Origin of the sequence: Bartonella sp. P0282 (assembly GCF_048452985.1) — a bacterium.
GTDB lineage: Bacteria > Pseudomonadota > Alphaproteobacteria > Rhizobiales > Rhizobiaceae > Bartonella > Bartonella choladocola.
In genome coordinates this window covers 376,663-394,463 of sequence record NZ_WTFO01000001.1, presented here as the reverse complement: position 1 = coordinate 394,463, position 17,801 = coordinate 376,663, and the positions used below count along the sequence as shown (strand labels likewise).

Annotated in this window: 17 protein-coding genes; 13 read left to right on the top strand and 4 right to left on the bottom strand. The window is 46.9% G+C overall.

The genetic code is table 11. The annotated features are described in order from the left end of the window. Positions 1-41: 41 nt before the first annotated feature. On the top strand, positions 42-1,058 hold the full coding sequence (locus tag GQS64_RS01840) for a YeiH family protein (protein WP_198230448.1): 1,017 nt from the start codon (positions 42-44) through the stop codon (positions 1,056-1,058). A 95-nt stretch (positions 1,059-1,153) separates the two neighbouring features. Here GQS64_RS01840 and hslU read toward each other — a convergent pair whose 3' ends face one another. Further along, positions 1,154-2,464, bottom strand: coding sequence for an ATP-dependent protease ATPase subunit HslU (gene hslU, locus GQS64_RS01835; RefSeq protein WP_077990338.1), 1,311 nt, complete (start codon positions 2,462-2,464; stop codon positions 1,154-1,156). 79 nt (positions 2,465-2,543) lie between these two features. Beyond that, complete coding sequence (hslV, locus tag GQS64_RS01830; RefSeq protein ID WP_075869579.1) at positions 2,544-3,101, bottom strand: ATP-dependent protease subunit HslV; 558 nt, start codon at positions 3,099-3,101, stop codon at positions 2,544-2,546. A gap of 266 nt (positions 3,102-3,367) precedes the next feature. Between hslV and GQS64_RS01825 the strand changes: the two genes are divergently transcribed. The 12 genes from GQS64_RS01825 to GQS64_RS01770 all read left to right on the top strand — a co-directional run bounded on the left by GQS64_RS01825 (position 3,368) and on the right by GQS64_RS01770 (position 14,293). Next, positions 3,368-4,375, top strand: coding sequence for an asparaginase (locus tag GQS64_RS01825; RefSeq protein WP_198230867.1), 1,008 nt, complete (start codon positions 3,368-3,370; stop codon positions 4,373-4,375). A 200-nt stretch (positions 4,376-4,575) separates the two neighbouring features. Further along, positions 4,576-5,172, top strand: a complete 597-nt coding sequence (hisB, locus tag GQS64_RS01820; RefSeq protein WP_077990336.1) for an imidazoleglycerol-phosphate dehydratase HisB — start codon at positions 4,576-4,578, stop codon at positions 5,170-5,172. A gap of 4 nt (positions 5,173-5,176) precedes the next feature. Next, positions 5,177-5,827, top strand: coding sequence for an imidazole glycerol phosphate synthase subunit HisH (gene hisH / locus GQS64_RS01815; protein ID WP_198230447.1), 651 nt, complete (start codon positions 5,177-5,179; stop codon positions 5,825-5,827). Further along, on the top strand, positions 5,824-6,582 hold the full coding sequence (gene hisA, locus GQS64_RS01810; RefSeq protein ID WP_198230446.1) for a 1-(5-phosphoribosyl)-5-[(5-phosphoribosylamino)methylideneamino]imidazole-4-carboxamide isomerase: 759 nt from the start codon (positions 5,824-5,826) through the stop codon (positions 6,580-6,582). The genes hisH and hisA overlap by 4 nt, the downstream gene beginning before the upstream one ends. After that, positions 6,579-7,373, top strand: coding sequence for an imidazole glycerol phosphate synthase subunit HisF (hisF, locus tag GQS64_RS01805; RefSeq protein WP_198230445.1), 795 nt, complete (start codon positions 6,579-6,581; stop codon positions 7,371-7,373). Before hisA ends, hisF begins: the two co-directional genes overlap by 4 nt. Beyond that, positions 7,370-7,693 carry a phosphoribosyl-ATP diphosphatase gene (locus tag GQS64_RS01800; protein WP_198230444.1) on the top strand — a complete coding sequence of 108 codons (324 nt, stop codon included), beginning with the start codon at positions 7,370-7,372 and terminating at the stop codon, positions 7,691-7,693. The genes hisF and GQS64_RS01800 overlap by 4 nt, the downstream gene beginning before the upstream one ends. Beyond that, positions 7,686-8,681: a type I pantothenate kinase gene (gene coaA / locus GQS64_RS01795; RefSeq protein ID WP_077990327.1), complete on the top strand. Its 996-nt coding sequence runs from the start codon at positions 7,686-7,688 to the stop codon at positions 8,679-8,681. Before GQS64_RS01800 ends, coaA begins: the two co-directional genes overlap by 8 nt. 7 nt (positions 8,682-8,688) lie before the next feature. Then, positions 8,689-10,080 (top strand): leucyl aminopeptidase family protein, encoded by a 1,392-nt coding sequence (locus GQS64_RS01790; protein WP_198230443.1) that lies wholly within the window; start codon positions 8,689-8,691, stop codon positions 10,078-10,080. After that, positions 10,080-10,934, top strand: a complete 855-nt coding sequence (locus GQS64_RS01785; RefSeq protein ID WP_198230442.1) for an NlpC/P60 family protein — start codon at positions 10,080-10,082, stop codon at positions 10,932-10,934. The genes GQS64_RS01790 and GQS64_RS01785 overlap by 1 nt, the downstream gene beginning before the upstream one ends. A 150-nt stretch (positions 10,935-11,084) precedes the next feature. After that, the gene (locus GQS64_RS01780; protein ID WP_198230441.1) at positions 11,085-11,435 is read left to right on the top strand and encodes a hypothetical protein; all 351 of its coding nucleotides are present in this window, start codon (positions 11,085-11,087) and stop codon (positions 11,433-11,435) included. A gap of 568 nt (positions 11,436-12,003) precedes the next feature. Further along, on the top strand, positions 12,004-13,326 hold the full coding sequence (locus GQS64_RS01775; protein WP_077994370.1) for an MFS transporter: 1,323 nt from the start codon (positions 12,004-12,006) through the stop codon (positions 13,324-13,326). Positions 13,327-13,330: 4 nt separating this feature from the next. Beyond that, the gene (locus GQS64_RS01770) at positions 13,331-14,293 is read left to right on the top strand and encodes a succinylglutamate desuccinylase/aspartoacylase domain-containing protein (protein WP_198230440.1); all 963 of its coding nucleotides are present in this window, start codon (positions 13,331-13,333) and stop codon (positions 14,291-14,293) included. A 45-nt stretch (positions 14,294-14,338) separates the two neighbouring features. Here GQS64_RS01770 and GQS64_RS01765 read toward each other — a convergent pair whose 3' ends face one another. Continuing rightward, positions 14,339-15,352, bottom strand: a complete 1,014-nt coding sequence (locus tag GQS64_RS01765; protein WP_077990320.1) for a zinc-binding alcohol dehydrogenase family protein — start codon at positions 15,350-15,352, stop codon at positions 14,339-14,341. A gap of 198 nt (positions 15,353-15,550) precedes the next feature. Further along, complete coding sequence (locus tag GQS64_RS01760; protein ID WP_077990318.1) at positions 15,551-17,374, bottom strand: ABC transporter ATP-binding protein; 1,824 nt, start codon at positions 17,372-17,374, stop codon at positions 15,551-15,553. Positions 17,375-17,801 lie beyond the last annotated feature (427 nt).

Below are 17,801 nucleotides of genomic sequence, written 5' to 3'. Positions count from 1 at the left end.
ATTAAACCGCGCTAGCAGATTTTAAAAAAGGATATTTCACTATGACAAGCCGAGTTCAGGCCATTTTTTTTCGTTTTGCACCGGGCATCATATTATGCGCGATTATTTCGGCTGTGGCCATTGTTCTGGAAAAGCTTGAAAAACTCATCTTCGGCGAGGCCTGGCTTGAAAGTCTGGTTCTTGCCATTCTGATTGGCGCAGTCATCCGGACAATCAAAGGCATTCCATCCCAATATGCGGAAGGGGTGGGATTTTCGGCAAAAATTCTTCTTGAATGCGCGGTTGTGCTCTTGGGGGCAAGTATCAGTGTGAGCGCGGTCGTCGCTGCCGGTTTCGGATTGCTTGTCGGTATTATCGTCATTGTGGCCTGTGTGATTGCCGTAACTTACGCAATTGGCAGACTTTTGGGCCTTGGCCCCCGTCTCGCCTTGCTTGTAGCTTGTGGAAATTCGATTTGCGGAAATTCGGCGATTGCCGCTGTTGCACCTGTCATCAAAGCCGAAGGCTCGGATGTGGCTTCATCAATTGCTTTTACAGCAGCACTCGGTATTGTTGTCATTCTGGTCTTGCCACTTGCTGTCCCGCTAGCGAGCTTAAGCTTTACACAATACGGCGTTCTTGCCGGTATGACTGTTTATGCTGTGCCGCAAGTTTTGGCTGCGGCAGCACCTGTTTCACTTATCAGTGTCCAGACAGCGACACTTGTCAAACTTGTCCGTGTTTTGATGCTTGGGCCGGTGATATTTGTGATCGGCCTCATTTACGGCCTCGGTGCCAACACCAAACTCAAATTCGGCAAAATGGTGCCGTGGTTCATTATCGGCTTTGTCATTCTTTTGCTTGCCAATTCCTGCAATATTATTCCCCAATTGGCACTCGATACCATGGCTTTTGTGGCAAAAATCCTGACTGTTATTTCAATGGCTGCTTTAGGACTGGGGGTTGATATAAAGGCTTTGAAAAAATCCGGACCGCGGGTTGTCCTGACAGCTTTCATATCCATCATCATCCTGGCGACCGCAAGCCTGACAATGATCTCGCTTCTTCATTTGTCATAAATAGTCGGAAGTGCGTAAAAGGCTGCTATATCCAAAATAAAACAGCCCCGAAGGGCTGTTTTTGATAGACTATATGCACTCTGTTAGTTTTGAAACTACAGAATAAACCGCGACAAATCGGCATTGGCGGCAAGGTCACCCACTGCTTTTTTGACATAAGCGGCATCAACCTTGAAGGTTGTTCCCGATTTATCCGGTGCTGTGAAGGAAATTTCGTCAAGAACGCGTTCCATCACTGTTTGCAGACGGCGGGCACCGATATTTTCCACAGTAGAGTTCAAATCCACTGCTATATCGGCAAGAGCATCAATGGCATCATCGGTAATTTCGAGTGTCACATTTTCGGTCGCCATCAAAGCAATATATTGCTTGATAAGACTGACTTCCGTTTCGGTCAGAATGCGGCGGAAATCTTCCCGCGTGAGCGCATTAAGCTCGACCCTGATTGGCAAACGTCCCTGAAGTTCCGGCAAGAGATCAGAAGGTTTCGATACGTGAAACGCACCAGAGGCGATAAACAGAATATGATCGGTTTTAACCTGACCATATTTGGTGGCAACCGTTGTTCCTTCAATCAAAGGTAACAGATCGCGTTGCACACCTTCACGCGAAACACCGGCACCGAGGCCGCCTTCACGGGCGGCGATCTTGTCGATTTCGTCGATAAAGACAATACCGTCATTTTCAGTGGAACGAAGCGCTTCCTGAACGATCTGGTCCTGATCGAGAAGTTTGTCGGACTCGTCTTCGATCAATGGTTTGAATGCATTTTTGACCGTTGTTTTCCGCGTCTTCGTGCGTCCGCCCATTTTACCGAAAATATCGGACAAATTCATAATGCCCATTTGTGCGCCCGGCATACCCGGAATATCGAAGGTGGGCGCATTATTCGGGCTGTTATCGGCAATCTCTATTTCAACTTCATTGTCATCAAGCTCGCCCTCACGCAATTTTTTGCGGAAACTGTCGCGGGTTGCGGGACTTGCAGTTTTGCCGACCAGCGCATCCAGAACACGTTCTTCAGCGTTGATGTGGGCTTTGGCTTTCACCTCTTCACGTTTTTTCTCACGGACAAGATTGATTGCCACTTCAACAAGGTCGCGAATAATCTGCTCGACATCACGGCCGACATAGCCGACCTCTGTAAACTTGGTGGCTTCAACCTTGACAAAAGGAGACCCTGCCAGTTTTGCAAGGCGGCGGGCAATTTCGGTCTTGCCGACACCGGTCGGCCCGATCATCAGGATATTTTTCGGCATTACTTCTTCGCGCATTTCGCCTTGAAGCTGCTGACGACGCCACCGGTTGCGCAATGCAATAGCAACAGCACGCTTGGCATCTTTTTGTCCGATAATAAAGCGATCAAGCTCGGAAACTATTTCGCGGGGGGAAAATACAGAACTCATCTAAAAGTGCTCTCTCTTTCACACGTCTTGTCAGGTTTTACGCATGACTGACAAGAAGTGACATGGAAACATTCAATCATTATTCGGCATCAAGCGTTTCAACAATAAAATTGCTATTGGTGTAAACGCAAATATCGGAAGCGATCTTCATGGCTTTGCGGGCAATTGTTTCGGCATCCATATCGGTGTCGATCAGTGCACGCGCTGCCGAAAGAGCAAAGTTGCCGCCAGAACCGATTGCCATAATACCATCTTCAGGTTCAAGCACATCGCCAAGCCCTGTCAAAGCCAGCGTCACATTTTTATCGGCCACCAGCATCATTGCTTCCAGTTTACGCAAATAACGATCGGTGCGCCAATCCTTGGCAAGTTCAACACAGGCGCGCATCAATTGGTCGGGATATTGTTCAAGCTTGGTTTCAAGCCGTTCAAGCAAGGTAAATGCATCGGCTGTTGCACCGGCAAAACCGGCAATAACCGATCCATTCTTGCCAATACGGCGTACCTTTCTTGCATTACCCTTCATGATTGTCTGCCCTAATGTCACCTGTCCATCGCCGGCAATGACAACCTTATTGCCTTTGCGCACTGTAATGATGGTCGTGCCATACATTGTATCGGGCTTATGTTCTGTCACAAGTAAACTCCTTTTATCCACACGCTCCATCCTCGTTAAAAGCAATGAAAAGCGGCTATATAGAGTGCATATTTAGGAACTCGCACATTAAAACTCAACCATATTGACGAAGACATTTTAAAAACCTTCTTACTTTTTAAAAAACGCTTCGGTCATTCCGGAACCCCCATTCAATGATGACTTGCAATGAATGCTCATTGTTGGTGTGAAGAAATCCTGCTAAGAGTTGGCCGGTATGAACATTCAAAGGAAAACATAAAATGCCATTGCCGAGGGTTGCTATAGGTGCATTGGGCGGCACAATTGCCATGGTCTCCGGGAAGTCCGGTGGTGTGGAACCGGAACTTTCGGCAGAACAACTCACCCGATCGGTTCCCGGAATTTCGGGATTGGCTACAATAGATGCCGAAACATTGGCGAAATTACCAAGCGGTTCACTCTCCTTCAAAGTATTGTTTGATGCTCTTGATTGGGCAAATAACCAGATTGATAAAGGTGCAAAAGCCGTCATCCTGACACAGGGAACCGATACACTTGAAGAAACGGCATTTCTCCTTTCACTTTACTGGCAAAAACCCCAGCCGCTCGTTATAACCGGTGCTATGCGGGCACCGATGGCAGCCGGTGCCGACGGGCCGGCCAATCTTTTATCCTCGTTACTCGTGGCAATAGATGAACAAAGCGTGGGCCGCGGCGCTATGGTGGTGATGAATGACGAAATCCATTCCGCCTATTTTGTGAGAAAAAGTCATTCGCTTAAAGTTGAAACATTCAAATCAGGTTTAGTCGGCCCGCTTGGCGTGATTGTCGAGGCAAAACCGGTATTCTTCCACTCTATCGATAGACGACCAAAACCGCTAAGCCTGCCGAAAACGCTTGATAAAAAAGTTGCCCTTGTCGAAGCGTGTCTTTCTTCAGGCGGAGATCATCTTGAACTCGTATTTTCAAGCGGCATTTATCAGGGCGTTGTCGTTGCCGGTTTCGGATCAGGCCATGTCAGTTTCGAGGAAGCCGACATTATTAAAAATTATGCGGGCACTCTGCCGGTTATTGTGGCAACACGGGCCTATAGCGGGCCAACGAGTGAAAGAACCTATGGTTATAAAGGTTCGGAAATTGATCTGATAAGAGGCGGCGTGCTGATGGGCGGGTGGCTTTCGCCCTTAAAAGCGCGGCTGTTATTATGGGCTCTCCTTTCAGCCGGTCATGATAAAGAGAAAATTGAAAAAGAATGGGGTCACTGGCAAATCGGTGAGACAGTAAAAACCGTTTGAAGTCACAAAAGCGGTTCGCCAATGAAAAAAACGTGAAAGCAATTGGATATTTTACACGAATGATTTAACATATTTTACTTCAAAAGTGACGCTGATAAAGCTTATAAATAATACCGCTTCATTAAGCCTTGTGCTCATCGTCAGGTTTTGAAAATAATAACGGGTGAAGCACCTTTGAAGCTTCTTGGAACGGGAACAACATGACGCGCACAGCAACTATAAAACGCAAAACCAATGAAACCGATATTTCGGTTTCGGTCAATCTTGACGGTACGGGAATATTTGAAATTGATACCGGCGTAGGGTTTTTCAATCATATGTTGGAACAACTTTCCCGCCATTCCTTAATTGATATGAAAATCAAGGCTGTCGGTGACACCTATATAGACGATCATCACACAGTGGAAGATTGCGGAATCGCATTGGGTGAAGCTATCAAACAGGCTTTGGGGGAGCGGCGCGGCATTCGCCGTTATGCTTCGCTTGATCTCGCTATGGATGAAACCTGTACGAGAGCGGCCATTGATGTATCAGGGCGCCCGTTTCTTATTTTCAAGGTCGAATTTCCGACACAAAAAATCGGCTCGTTCGATACCGAATTGGTCAGAGAGTTTTTCCAGGCTTTTTCCCAGCACGCCGGAATTACGCTTCATATTGTCAATCATTACGGTTTGAATAGCCACCATATAGCCGAGACCGCATTTAAATCGGTAGCCCGTGTTTTACGTGCTGCAATCGAGGAAGACCCGCGCCAGAAAAACGCTGTACCCTCGACCAAGGGCACTTTGAAAGGCTGATAAAATGCAAGTCGCAATTATCGACTACGGCTCCGGCAATTTACGCTCGGCCACAAAAGCTTTCGAGCGCGCAAGTCATGACCATAGCATAAACGCAAATATTATCCTCACCAATCGGGCAGAAGATGTTATGAAAGCCGACCGCGTGGTTTTGCCGGGCGTCGGTGCCTATGCCGATTGTCGAACCGGACTTGATGCCGTTCAGGGAATGGTTGAAGCTTTGAACGAAAGGGTGCTGAAAGGTGGCTATCCCTTCATGGGGATTTGCGTTGGTATGCAGCTCATGGCTTCCCGCGGAATGGAAAAAACAATCACCAACGGTCTTAACTGGATTAAAGGTGATGTCACTTTGATAAAGCCTCAAGACGATGCTTTGAAAGTGCCCCAGATCGGCTGGAACACCCTCGAACTGAAACGGAGCCACCCGCTATTTTCCGGCATCCGTACCGGTGAACAGGGGCTTCATGCCTATTTTGTCCATTCCTATCAACTTGATTGTCAAAATCCTGATGAATTATTGGCAGTAACCGATTATGGCGGGCCGGTCACAGCAGCAGTTATCCGCGACAATATGTTCGGGACGCAGTTCCATCCGGAAAAAAGCCAGCGTCTCGGCCTTCAACTCATTGCCAATTTTCTGGAATGGAAACCATGATTCTTTACCCTGCAATCGATCTAAAAGACGGCTTTTGTGTCCGCCTGAAACTCGGCGATATGAACAAGGCAACGGTTTATAGTGCCGATCCTGCCGCGCAAGCCCACCACTTCCAGTCGGAAGGTTTCAAATGGCTTCACGTTGTTGATCTCAACGGTGCATTTGAAGGCGTCACAGTCAACGGTTCGGCCGTTGATGCAATATTAGAGGCAACAACCAATCCTGTCCAGCTTGGTGGCGGTATCAGAACCCTTGCCCATATCGAAAACTGGCTGAAAAAGGGGCTCGCCCGCGTAATTCTCGGCACTGTTGCTGTCAGAAATCCGCAACTGGTTCGTGAAGCTTGCAAACTTTTTCCTGGAAAAATAGCCGTTGGTATTGATGCCCGCGGCGGCAAAGTTGCCGTTGAAGGGTGGGCTGAAGAGTCCGAACTTTCCGCCCTTGAACTGGCAAAACGTTTTGAAGGTGCAGGTGTTGCCGCCATTATCTATACCGATATTGATCGCGATGGCATCCTCACCGGTATCAACTGGAATTCAACCCTTGAGCTTGCCCGTTCTGTGACAATACCGGTTATTGCTTCCGGCGGTCTTGCCTCGATGGAGGATATAAAACGGCTTTGTTCACCCGAAGCTGCCATATTGAACGGCGCAATTTCGGGACGCGCTCTTTATGATGGGCATATTGATGCGAAAGAAGCATTGGCATTGATTGACGAGGCAAATAAAAAAGCCGGAAAGAGTGGGCAATTATGACACTCAAAGCGCGTATTATTCCTTGTCTTGATGTTAAAGACGGACGTGTCGTCAAAGGGGTCAACTTTGTTGATCTCGTTGATGCCGGTGATCCGGTTGAAGTTGCAAAAGCCTATGACAGCGCCGGTGCCGATGAATTGTGTTTTCTCGATATTACAGCAAGCAGCGACAATCGCGAGACATTGTTCGATGTTGTAGCCCGCACCGCCGACCAATGTTTCATGCCTGTCACGGTTGGCGGAGGTGTGCGCACTGTAAACGACATACGCAAACTTCTGCTTGCCGGTGCCGACAAGGTGTCGATAAACACAGCCGCTGTTAAAAACCCCGATTTTGTTGCCGAAGCCGCCGACAAATTCGGCAATCAATGTATTGTGGTTGCCATTGATGCCAAAGAGGTCGCAGGGGACGGTAAAAACCGGCGTTGGGAAATTTTTACCCATGGCGGCAGAAACCCGACCGGTATTGATGCTATCGAATTTGCCCGTCTTGTTGAAAAAAAAGGTGCCGGTGAAATTCTGCTCACCTCTATGGACCGTGACGGGACAAAAGAAGGTTATGATATTACATTGACCCGCACCCTTGCCGATGCAGTGGATATTCCTGTTATTGCATCGGGCGGCGTTGGAACACTCGACCATCTCGTGGCCGGTATCCGTGACGGACATGCAACGGCGGTGCTTGCCGCTTCAATTTTCCATTTCGGAACCTATAGCATCGATGAAGCAAAACATTATATGGCAAAAGCCGGCATTCCGGTACGTCTGGATGAATTCGGAGAAGGTGAATGACTGATTTTAGTTTGCATACCCTTGAACATACGATTGCCGAACGTGCAAAAGTTGACGATGGCAGTTCCTATACGGCAAGCCTCGTACAAAAGGGAATGGGACGTGCTGCCAAAAAAATGGGTGAGGAAGCGGTTGAAACTGTTATCGCCTCGATTGATGAAGATGACAAACATTTCATCAGCGAGAGCGCCGACCTGATCTATCATTTGCTGGTTATGTGGCATATACGCGGAATAAAGCTTGATGACGTTATCAAAGAACTTGCAAGGCGCACAGCTCAATCCGGACTTGAGGAAAAGGCATCCCGAAAGAATGGTTGATACACCAGAGCCTACTCACCAATCCGGCGACCTCGGTGATTTTGTTTTCGGCCGTTATTCGCCCTATAGCATTTTTACTGCCTATGAATGGTCTGTCTTTCGTGCCGATACGCCACTGACCCTGACCTTTGACGAGGTCAAGCGATTGCGTTCCATCGGTGATCCGATTGATCTTCATGAAGTGCAACGCATTTATCTTTCCCTTTCCCGCCTGCTTTCGACCCATGTCGAAGCAATCCAGATGCTGTTTCAAAAACGCAAACGTTTCTTGCGCACACAAGACACAGCTAAAACACCGTTCATCATAGGTATTGCGGGTTCTGTTGCGGTTGGTAAATCGACCACCGCCCGCATTTTGCAAGAACTCCTCAAACGTTGGCCATCCAGCCCCAAAGTTGACCTGATAACAACAGACGGTTTTCTTTACCCCAATGCGGTTTTACGAGCAGAAAACCGGATGGATAGAAAAGGCTTTCCTGATTCCTATGATGTCGGCAAACTCTTACGTTTCCTTTCCGCAATCAAAGCAGGCATGGGTGACGTTGTAGCACCGCTTTACTCCCACGCGGCCTATGATGTTTTGCCAAACGAGCAGATTGTTGTCGACCGGCCGGATATTCTTATTGTCGAAGGTATTAACGTGCTTCAGGTCAGGGATTTGCCGCGTGATGGAAAAGCCGTGCCATTCGTTTCCGACTTTTTCGATTTTTCTATTTATATTGACGCAAAAACCGAAATTATCCGCCACTGGTATATGGAGCGGTTCCGCCGTTTCCGGCTCACAGCTTTCCAAAATCCCCAATCATTTTTCCATCGTTATTCAAAAATGACTGAACAGGAAGCGATGGCGGTTGCCGAAAATTTGTGGAACACAATCAATCTGAAAAATCTTGAAGAAAATATTTTACCAACACGGCCACGTGCCGATCTTATCTTGCACAAGGGTAGCGATCATCTGGTGGAATATGTTGCGCTTAGAAAATTATAGGTGAATTATGTCGCGAATATTGGCTCCGATAACATCTTGCCCGATTGAATTTACAACAGAACAATCCGAACACAGCCACCCGATCATTCTGGTCGCAGAAAATGATTTCTCCTTTGCTTCCGAAGACACTGTTGCAGGCTCGTGGGCAAAAGCCAATCACTTCACCGGCAAAAGCGGTGACATATTGGTGGTTCCTGATAATGACGGGATAGCTTCCAGAGCCTACCTCGGAGCGGGCGACGGTAGCGATGCCTTTATAACCGGAAATTTGTTCAAACAATTGCCGGAAGGTGAATGGCATTTTGAAAATTTGCCGGAAAACCCGCTTAATCTTTTTCTGGGACTTGGGTTAGGAAGTTATAAATTCCGCCGCTATCTCCAGACAAAAGCACAAAAAAAACTTAAAATCACCCTTCCTGACAATATTGATAAAGATGAACTGGAACGTCTTACTGAAACAACATTTCTTGTTCGCGATCTCATCAATACGCCGACCAATGACATGGAGCCCGACACAATCGAGGAAGCAATACGCCAATTGGGAAGAACTTACGGCGCGACTGTTACAAGTATTTGGGGAGATGATCTTCTCAAACAAAATTTCCCGATGGTTCACGCTGTCGGGCGTGCCGGCTCGGTAGCCCCGCGTATTATCGACCTCCGCTGGGGAGACATGAACCACCCTAAAGTGACATTGGTGGGAAAAGGAGTGGCATTCGATAGTGGTGGCCTCGATATAAAATCCGCAAATGGCATGTTATTGATGAAAAAAGATATGGGCGGAGCTGCCAATGTCATGGGGCTTGCCAAACTCATCATGGATGCAAAACTCCCCATCCGGTTGCGACTTATCGTTCCCGCTGTTGAAAATTCGATTTCCGGAAATGCTTTTCGGCCCGGAGATGTTTTAAAAAGCAGAAAGGGATTGACTGTCGAAATCGGCAATACCGATGCTGAAGGGCGGCTTATTCTGGCGGATGCGCTCGCCTTTGGCGACGAGGAAAAACCGGATTATCTTTTTGACATGGCAACCTTGACCGGTGCGGCACGTGTCGCATTGGGACCGGATGTCCCGCCCTTTTATTGCAACAATGAAAATCTCGGTCAAAAAATCTCCCGCATTTCAATGGAAATTCAGGATCCGCTATGGCAATTGCCACTCTGGAAACCTTATCAGAAAAAACTCGCCTCCCGCATTGCCGATCTCAACAATGTAACTACAGACGGATTTGCCGGCTCTATTACGGCTGCTTTGTTTTTACAGAAATTCGTCGATCAGGCGGCAAACTGGGCACATTTTGATATTTATGGCTGGACACCGGCCGAAAAGCCCGCTTTCCCGATTGGTGGTGAAGCCCAAGGAATTCGCGCTCTTTATACAATTCTGAAAGGTCTTTGATGGATAAACTTGACCCGCGTCTTCATGCCTATCGCCTCGACCTTGCCGACGAAGCTTTGCGTGGCAAAGTGGAGGCATCCCGATTTGTAGCCGGTTCTTTGAAGCGCATTGTCGCACCTGTTGCTGCTCTTTACAAAATTCCGGACGCGCTCTCAGAACGGCAAAGCGAATGTCTCTTCGGCGAAAATGTAAAAGTCTTTGAAGAAAAAAACGGCTTTTGCTGGGTTCAAGCCCAACAAGATGGCTATGTCGGTTACGTAGAACAGTCAAAAATCGGTTCTATTGGTAATCAACCCACCCATCGGGTGAACGTGCCACGCACTTTCCAATATCGTGATGCGGACTTGCGCAGCCCCATGATTAGCCCTTTATCCATGGGAAGCCGCATCAGCGTGGTTGCAGAGGCCGAAACACGCGGCACCCGTTATGCTAGGCTTGATAACGGAGATTTTGTTGTTTTCAACCATATCATGCCTGTCACCACGGTGGCAGATGATTATGTAACAATAGCAGAATCTTTCATTCACACGCCCTATCTTTGGGGGGGCAAAAGTGGTTTGGGAATTGATTGTTCAGGCCTTGTGCAACTTGCGATGATGATGACGGGACGAACAGTCTTGCGTGATACCGATATGCAGCAGGCAACAATCGGAAAAAATATTTCGCCGGATGACGGCCTCAAACGCGGCGATCTGGTGTTTTGGAAAGGTCATGTAGCCATTATGATTGATTCCGGAACGCTTATTCATGCCAATGGCGCATCAATGGATGTGAAAACAGAGCCCCTCGATCAAGCTATTGCACGCATAGCCCTTCATCACGCCCGACCGACTTGTTATCGCCGTCCGGATTAAAGAAAAAAATTGTCATACCGGTGATGTGGCTCGAAGATTTTCCTGAACCCGCCCGCACCTGTGGTTTCACGAAAGCTACCATATTACCCGTCCGGCTTTCGGGCGAGGCATAAAACTTCCGGAAGAATGGGTGGGAATTCGACTTGTTGAATGGAAAAACCGGTCGAATTGACACCCGACAGTCTCATTATGATGGAAGCGGCGATATATCGGGAACAATCCGCCTGTTTCACAAACGGGTGGCCGCGCGAAAAAGATGATCCCCGACCGGATTCGGGAATAGCGACAAGTGTAGCATTATCGATAAGTTTTTTTCCGCAATGGTATAAAGAAATAAATGAAAAAGCCGGTACTTTTCATACCCGTGTCATTGCCGGAAGTAATGGAAGCGCAATTCTTTTGCTTGCAAATAATGAAACAGATCTTTTATTGGCCTATTCCGGTTATCACGAGACTGCGCGCCAATCGGAAGAAATTCAATTGATTGACAATTGCACATGAAACACTGGTTCCCGTCAGTGTTGTTGATAAAAACGGAAAGCCCGATATTGACCGGAATGACAGAACAGCCTGATCCATTTTTGTTTTTTTACCGCCAACCTTGAAAACGATTATCGCCCGTCATATCGCAAGCTTGGATGAAAAGCCGAATCTGCATGGCGTGCATGAAACCCACTCTTTCAGTTCCTTGGTCGGGCTAAAAGCTACCGTTACTGGTATGGCCTTTCTACCCTATCAACTATGTAAACCGGCAATAGATAGCGGGCTGATCGTGGAAATTGAAAATTTTGCATGGCTTATGCCGCAGGGGACATTGCTCTTTATCGTAAAAAATTTTCAAACCATCCGATCGTTGATAAAATATGGGCTTATTATGTCGACGACCGTTTAAAATAAGCACAAGTATATTTACCTCATTCCGGTTTGGAAATTGATAAAACTGGTTGTTAAAAACCGGTCATATACACGTTTTATTGCGTGAAATATCCGTTTAAATAATATAAAGGCGGTCTTGACTGTATTCGGCTTGGACGAATTTTTGAAAAACCTGAAACCGGCGAGGGGGAAAATGGGGCATCAAGCTAGCGAAGGTAACCGGTCAATCCGGCAAAGCATCAAGGAACACTGGCGCGAATTTGCTGCCGCAAGTGCCGGTAATGCATTGGAATTCTATGATATTCTGATCTATGGTTATTTTGCGATTACAATCGGGAATTTATTCTTCCCGAATAAGGACAGTGCCGTATCATTGCTGATTGCTGTCGGAACATTCGGTATATCTTTTATCACCCGCCCACTCGGCTCGATCGTATTGGGAAGCTATGCCGATAAAGCCGGTCGGAAAGCATCTATGTCTCTTTCCATCTCGCTGATGGTTATCGGCACTGCAATGATAACCTTTTGTCCTACTTATGAAACCATCGGAATTCTGGCCCCGCTTATCATCATCATAGCGCGCATGTTACAAGGATTTTCAACCGGCGGGGAATTCGGTTCGTCTGTTGCTTTTATGGTAGAACATGCCGGAATTGACAAACGTGGATTTTTTGCCAGTTTCCAGATGTCGACACAAGGGCTGGCAACCGTTTTTGCAGCCGGTTTAAGTGCCCTGCTATTTGCTCTTCTTTCTCCCGAACAGCTTAATTCATGGGGTTGGCGTCTTGCCTTTGCCTTTGGTTTGTTAATCGGTCCGATCGGCTTTTATATACGCCGCGGTGTTGCCGAAACAGCCGATTTCGAGACTGTCAAATCCAATCGCCCGAAAAATACGCCTCTACACGATCTCTTCAAATATAATTGGCATGATATTCTGCTTTGCATTGGAGTTGTAGCGGCGGCAACAGCATTCAATTACGTACATAAAATTTACATGCCGACTTATGCGATCAAACAATTGCATTTACCCGAAACTTTTTCTTTCATCGGAGCAGTGATTACCGGATTTATGCTGTTAATCGTCTCGCCGATGGTCGGCACGATTTCCGACCGGTTCGGACGTATCCGGATCGTCGCTATTTCATTCGTATTTCTTGGTGTTACATCCTGGCCGCTATTCTATATTCTTAACGCAATGCCTACACCTGCGGTACTCTTTGCGGTACAGGCTTTTGTCGGTTTTCTTCTGGCGTGCGGCCTTGCGGCAATACCTGCACTTATTGCCGAGATTTTCCCGACCAATGTGAGAAGTACCGGTCTTGCGGTCAGTTACAATCTGTCGGTCACTATTTTCGGCGGTTTTGCACCGCTGATAGCAACCTGGCTTATTCAGACTACGCATAACAACATGTCGCCAAGCTTTTACGTCATGTCCACGGTTCTTCTGAGCCTGATATCAATCCTCCTATTGGCTCGTCGCCATAAAGCGACAGATAAAAACAAGGATTTCAGTTAAGATCATGAATACCAATCTCGAACAATATCCGATCGAATTGCCGTTCCCCGACCTGTCGGCGTGGAAACAAGGTAATTGCGGTGTCGATTATATTTATCAGTTCAAGTCGGGGCATCCCGGTAAACACGCTATGATTATGTCGCTCATCCATGGCAACGAAATCAGCGGCGCATTGGTTGTCGACAAGCTCTTGCGTGACAAATTCAAACCCGAACGTGGTACACTTACTTTGGGTTTTGCCAATGTTGCCGCCTATGAAGCATTTTCTCCCGATGCACCCGATGCTACGCGGTTTCTTGACGAAGATATGAACCGCGTCTGGAGCGAAGAAGCCCTTGATGGATCCCGTGACAGTCTGGAATTGCGTCGGGCGCGTGCGTTACGCCCCGTTGTCGATCAGGTTGATCTGCTGGTGGATCTTCATTCTATGCATGAATCCGATCCGGCAATCATGATGGGGGGTTACCTTAAAAAAGGGGAAGATCTCGCCCGCCAAGTCGGTGTTCCTGAATATATTGTAATGGACAAAGGCCATAAAGCAGGAAAACGGCTGCGTGATTACGGTGATTTCGGCAATCCGCAAAGTCGCAAGGCTGCAATTTTATTTGAATCAGGTCAACATTTTGAAAAACAGGCCTACCCCGCAGCTCTCGATGTTGCTGCGCGATTTTTGATGGTTGCCGGTATTGCTGATAGAAAAACTGTTGAACATTACCTCCTGCCAACAGCTCCACAACAACAGAAACTGGTTGATATTACCGAAGCTGTTACAATCAAAACAGATAACTTCCGTTTTTCCGACAATTTTAAAGGCATGCAACTGATTGGCAAAGCTGGCACTATCATAGCCTATGATGGTGACGAAGAGATCAAAACGCCTTACGACAATTGCATTCTCGTTCAACCGTCAATGCGCCATGCCCGCAAAGGTAACACGGCAGTACGTCTGGGAAAGCTCGTTGAATAAAATCCGGAATATAAATTTGAATGGCGGTTTTTTCCCGCCATTCGATTAAAAACCTTCAACGACAAGTTTGCCGACCGAGCGGTGCGTTTCGATCAAACGGTGGGCTTCTCTCAAATTGGCAGCATTGATTGGCGACAAAACCTTTGAAAGCGTGGGAACAAGCTTTTTCTCGTCGATCAATTGCGCGACATGATGCAGAATTTGTCCTTGGCGCGCAATATCGTCTGTCACGAACATGGAACGGGTAAACATTGATTCCCAATGAACCGAAACGCTTTTCATCTTTAGCGGGTTAATATCAAATGTTTTCGGTCCATCAATAAGACCAAGTCGTCCTTCGGGGGCGATAATATTGACATATTGAGGTAAATAACCGTCGGAATTTGCTGTCGAAAAGATGAATGACGGATTGGGGAAGCCGATCTTTTCAAGTTGTGGAGCAAAATCTTTTGTGTGGTCAATGACGTGATGCGCTCCCATCTTCAACGCCCATTCCTGTGATTGCGGGCGGGAAGCGGTTGCAATAATTTCAACATCGGAGAGTTGACGAGCCAATTGAATGGCTATCGAACCCACTCCACCAGCACCGGCAATCATCAAAAGGGCATTTTTGCCATTGTGAACCGGTTTCAAAATATCAATGCGGTCAAACAACATTTCGTAAGCGGTAAGCGATGTGAGCGGCATCGCAGCCGCTGTCTTGAAATCAAGACTTTCCGGTTTAAGTGCAACAAGGCGGCTATCAATAGCTTGAAATTCACTGTTTGAACCTTGCCGGTTGATAGCACCGGCATAAAAAACTTCATCTCCCTCGTGAAAACCGGTAACATTTTTACCAAGTTTTTGCACAATGCCGGACGCATCAAACCCTAAAATTCGTGGGCTACCGTCAAATGGTTTACCGGTCTGGCGCGTTTTCACATCAATCGGATTGACCGAAACAGCCTTCACCGCAACCAGAAGGTCGTAATCGCCGATTTCCGGCATTTCCAAATCGAAATCCTGCAAAGACCGATCATCAGTAATCGGCAAATTCTCGAAATATCCGACGGCTTTCATAATGGTTTTCCTTTGGCGAGAAACATTTAAAACATCTATAAAATGGCTAGGGTAGAAGCTAATCGTTCTCCTACCCTACCAATTTAGAGTATTTTTGAAAGAAAGCCAATTCAACCTGACAAATCAGTGATCGCATTATTTTGCATCTGATAGAGATGAACAATGCCGAATAGAACCGGAATTTCAAAAGAACCCGAATTATTTGGCAATTTTTTTCTGATCTTGTGATGAATCCTCTACATGGTCAATATCGTCGAAATCGGGATCTTTGAACTGTAAATCATGGAGGTGCTTATAAAGGCCGCCTTCAATCTTCAACAATTGATGCTGGGTTCCCTGTTCGACAATCCTGCCGTTTTTCATAACAACAATTTTGTCGGCACGCGAAATTGTCGAAAGCCTGTGGGCTATGACAATGGTTGTGCGGTTGGTGGTCAGACGTGCCAAAGCTTCCTTGATTAACGATTCCGATTCCGAGTCGAGAGCACTTGTCGCCTCGTCCAGTATCAGAATTTCACTATTGCGCAACATAGCGCGTGCGATAGCAATACGCTGTTTTTGACCACCCGAAAGATTGCCGCCATTATCACCGACATCGGTATCGTAACCGTCTGGCAGTTCCATAATAAAATCATGTGCATTGGCAAGCTTGGCAACTTCCTCTATTTCTTCTTCGGTCGCCCCTTCGCGCCCTAACCCGATATTATAGCGGACAGTGCCTTGGAAAAGAAACGTATCTTGCCCGACATAAGACATCAATTCGCGCAATGATTTGAAACTGGCATCACGAATATCCTGACCATCAATCAGAATGCGGCCTTCCTGCGGATCATACAGGCGCATGATAAGGTTAATCATTGTCGATTTCCCCGATCCGGAAGGCCCGACCAATGCCGTCATCTTTCCTGCCGGAATATCAAGAGTGATGTCATGCAGAACCATGTGATCCTTCACATAGGAAAAGCCGACATGTTCAAGCCGGACATCGCCCTTCGAGCGGTCAAGATCAACCGGATTTTCTTTTTCCATAAGGGTAAGCGGATGATCGAGAATTTCAAACATCATACGCACACCGATCATGCCTGATTCGATTTTGACACGCACATTGGCAACCCGCTTTGCCGGTTCATAGGCCAGAAGGAGTGCGACAATAAATGACATCAGCTCGCCTTGAACGCCAACTCTTTGCGTCGCCATATAACCGGAAAAACAAATAACAACAGCAATTGCAATACCGGCAAGAGTTTCCATAATCGGACTGGTTGCAGCTTCCAGCTTGGCAATGCCGTTTGAACGTACTTCGACATCGGTAATCGCCTTATTCATGCGCCGTTTCATCAGTTCTTCGAGCGAGAAAGCTTTAATGACACGAATGCCAATTGTTGTTTCCTGCATAACTTTAATGATTTCAGCAATGGAAGAGAGTTCCTTTTCCATTAACCCGCGAACGCGCTTCAAAACCTGACGGACCCCGATAAAAGCGATAGGGCCAACCGCCAAAGCGACAATGCTGAGTAGAAAATTCTGATAGAGCATGACTGCGAGAAGGCTGATAACCGAAAAAAGATCACGTACAAACGTGGTTACAATCGTATCGATAATGTTGCGAGCAGCATTTGCATTTTGCGTTACACGCACAAGCAGATCGGATGAAGACGTATTCTGATAGAAAGCAACACCTTGTTGCATAAGGCGCGAATAAATACGGCGCTGTTGTTCTGCAACGATACTGTTTCCTGCCTTACTCAAAAAATAGGTCTGCGCAAAAGTGGAAAATCCTTTGATAATAAAGATAACCGCCACTCCGGTCGAAACCATCGCAATGACCTTGAAATCATTTGCTTCGATGATGTGATTGACTACATCACGCATAATCCAGGCACTTGCGCCGGTCGTAGCAGATATGACGAGCATTGATATGATTGCGCAAATATACCAGAATGCATGTTTGCGGAAATTATCATGCAGCAAACGAACAATCAGTCTTTTATCAAATGATGATAACTGTTTCTTTTTAGCCATAAATAGCCGAACCTTTTTAAATGACTGCCTCTAGTAACAGATAAGTAGAAGCATCATCAACGAGCACTACTGGTAGCTTGTTCCTATCCTGTTGAAGATCGAGATGCAAGAATTCCATCCACTCTGCCATATGTTTCAAGTTTAATGGAACCGACGGTTATGTGCAATATTACGCGTTTATGTCATTTTGATCGGTACATTATCTCAAAAGTGCACAGATGCCGGACGCCTGTGGCTTTTCCTGCCTGTCAAAAAGCCGCCACCCGATTTTGTGCACATCTTTTTAAAAAAATCCGCCGATTCATTATTTTTAAAACTGCCCTTATAGGCTGCAAACTCTTACGTCGGGCCAACTCCTATGTTCGACCAGTTGTTATGTCGACTCAGCTCTTAGACCTGAAACGGGAACCGGATTGCGAATTGCCGT

Coding starts and splice junctions, on each gene's coding strand:
- GQS64_RS01785 (WP_198230442.1), top strand. CDS start 10,080: ATGGATAAACTTGACCCGCGTCTTCATGCCTATCGCCTCGACCTTGCC.
- GQS64_RS01780 (WP_198230441.1), top strand. CDS start 11,085: ATGGAAAAACCGGTCGAATTGACACCCGACAGTCTCATTATGATGGAA.
- GQS64_RS01800 (WP_198230444.1), top strand. CDS start 7,370: ATGACTGATTTTAGTTTGCATACCCTTGAACATACGATTGCCGAACGT.
- coaA (WP_077990327.1), top strand. CDS start 7,686: ATGGTTGATACACCAGAGCCTACTCACCAATCCGGCGACCTCGGTGAT.
- GQS64_RS01775 (WP_077994370.1), top strand. CDS start 12,004: ATGGGGCATCAAGCTAGCGAAGGTAACCGGTCAATCCGGCAAAGCATC.
- hisF (WP_198230445.1), top strand. CDS start 6,579: ATGACACTCAAAGCGCGTATTATTCCTTGTCTTGATGTTAAAGACGGA.
- GQS64_RS01765 (WP_077990320.1), bottom strand. CDS start 15,352: ATGAAAGCCGTCGGATATTTCGAGAATTTGCCGATTACTGATGATCGG.
- hisH (WP_198230447.1), top strand. CDS start 5,177: ATGCAAGTCGCAATTATCGACTACGGCTCCGGCAATTTACGCTCGGCC.
- GQS64_RS01840 (WP_198230448.1), top strand. CDS start 42: ATGACAAGCCGAGTTCAGGCCATTTTTTTTCGTTTTGCACCGGGCATC.
- GQS64_RS01790 (WP_198230443.1), top strand. CDS start 8,689: ATGTCGCGAATATTGGCTCCGATAACATCTTGCCCGATTGAATTTACA.
- hisB (WP_077990336.1), top strand. CDS start 4,576: ATGACGCGCACAGCAACTATAAAACGCAAAACCAATGAAACCGATATT.
- GQS64_RS01760 (WP_077990318.1), bottom strand. CDS start 17,374: ATGGCTAAAAAGAAACAGTTATCATCATTTGATAAAAGACTGATTGTT.
- hslU (WP_077990338.1), bottom strand. CDS start 2,464: ATGAGTTCTGTATTTTCCCCCCGCGAAATAGTTTCCGAGCTTGATCGC.
- GQS64_RS01770 (WP_198230440.1), top strand. CDS start 13,331: ATGAATACCAATCTCGAACAATATCCGATCGAATTGCCGTTCCCCGAC.
- hisA (WP_198230446.1), top strand. CDS start 5,824: ATGATTCTTTACCCTGCAATCGATCTAAAAGACGGCTTTTGTGTCCGC.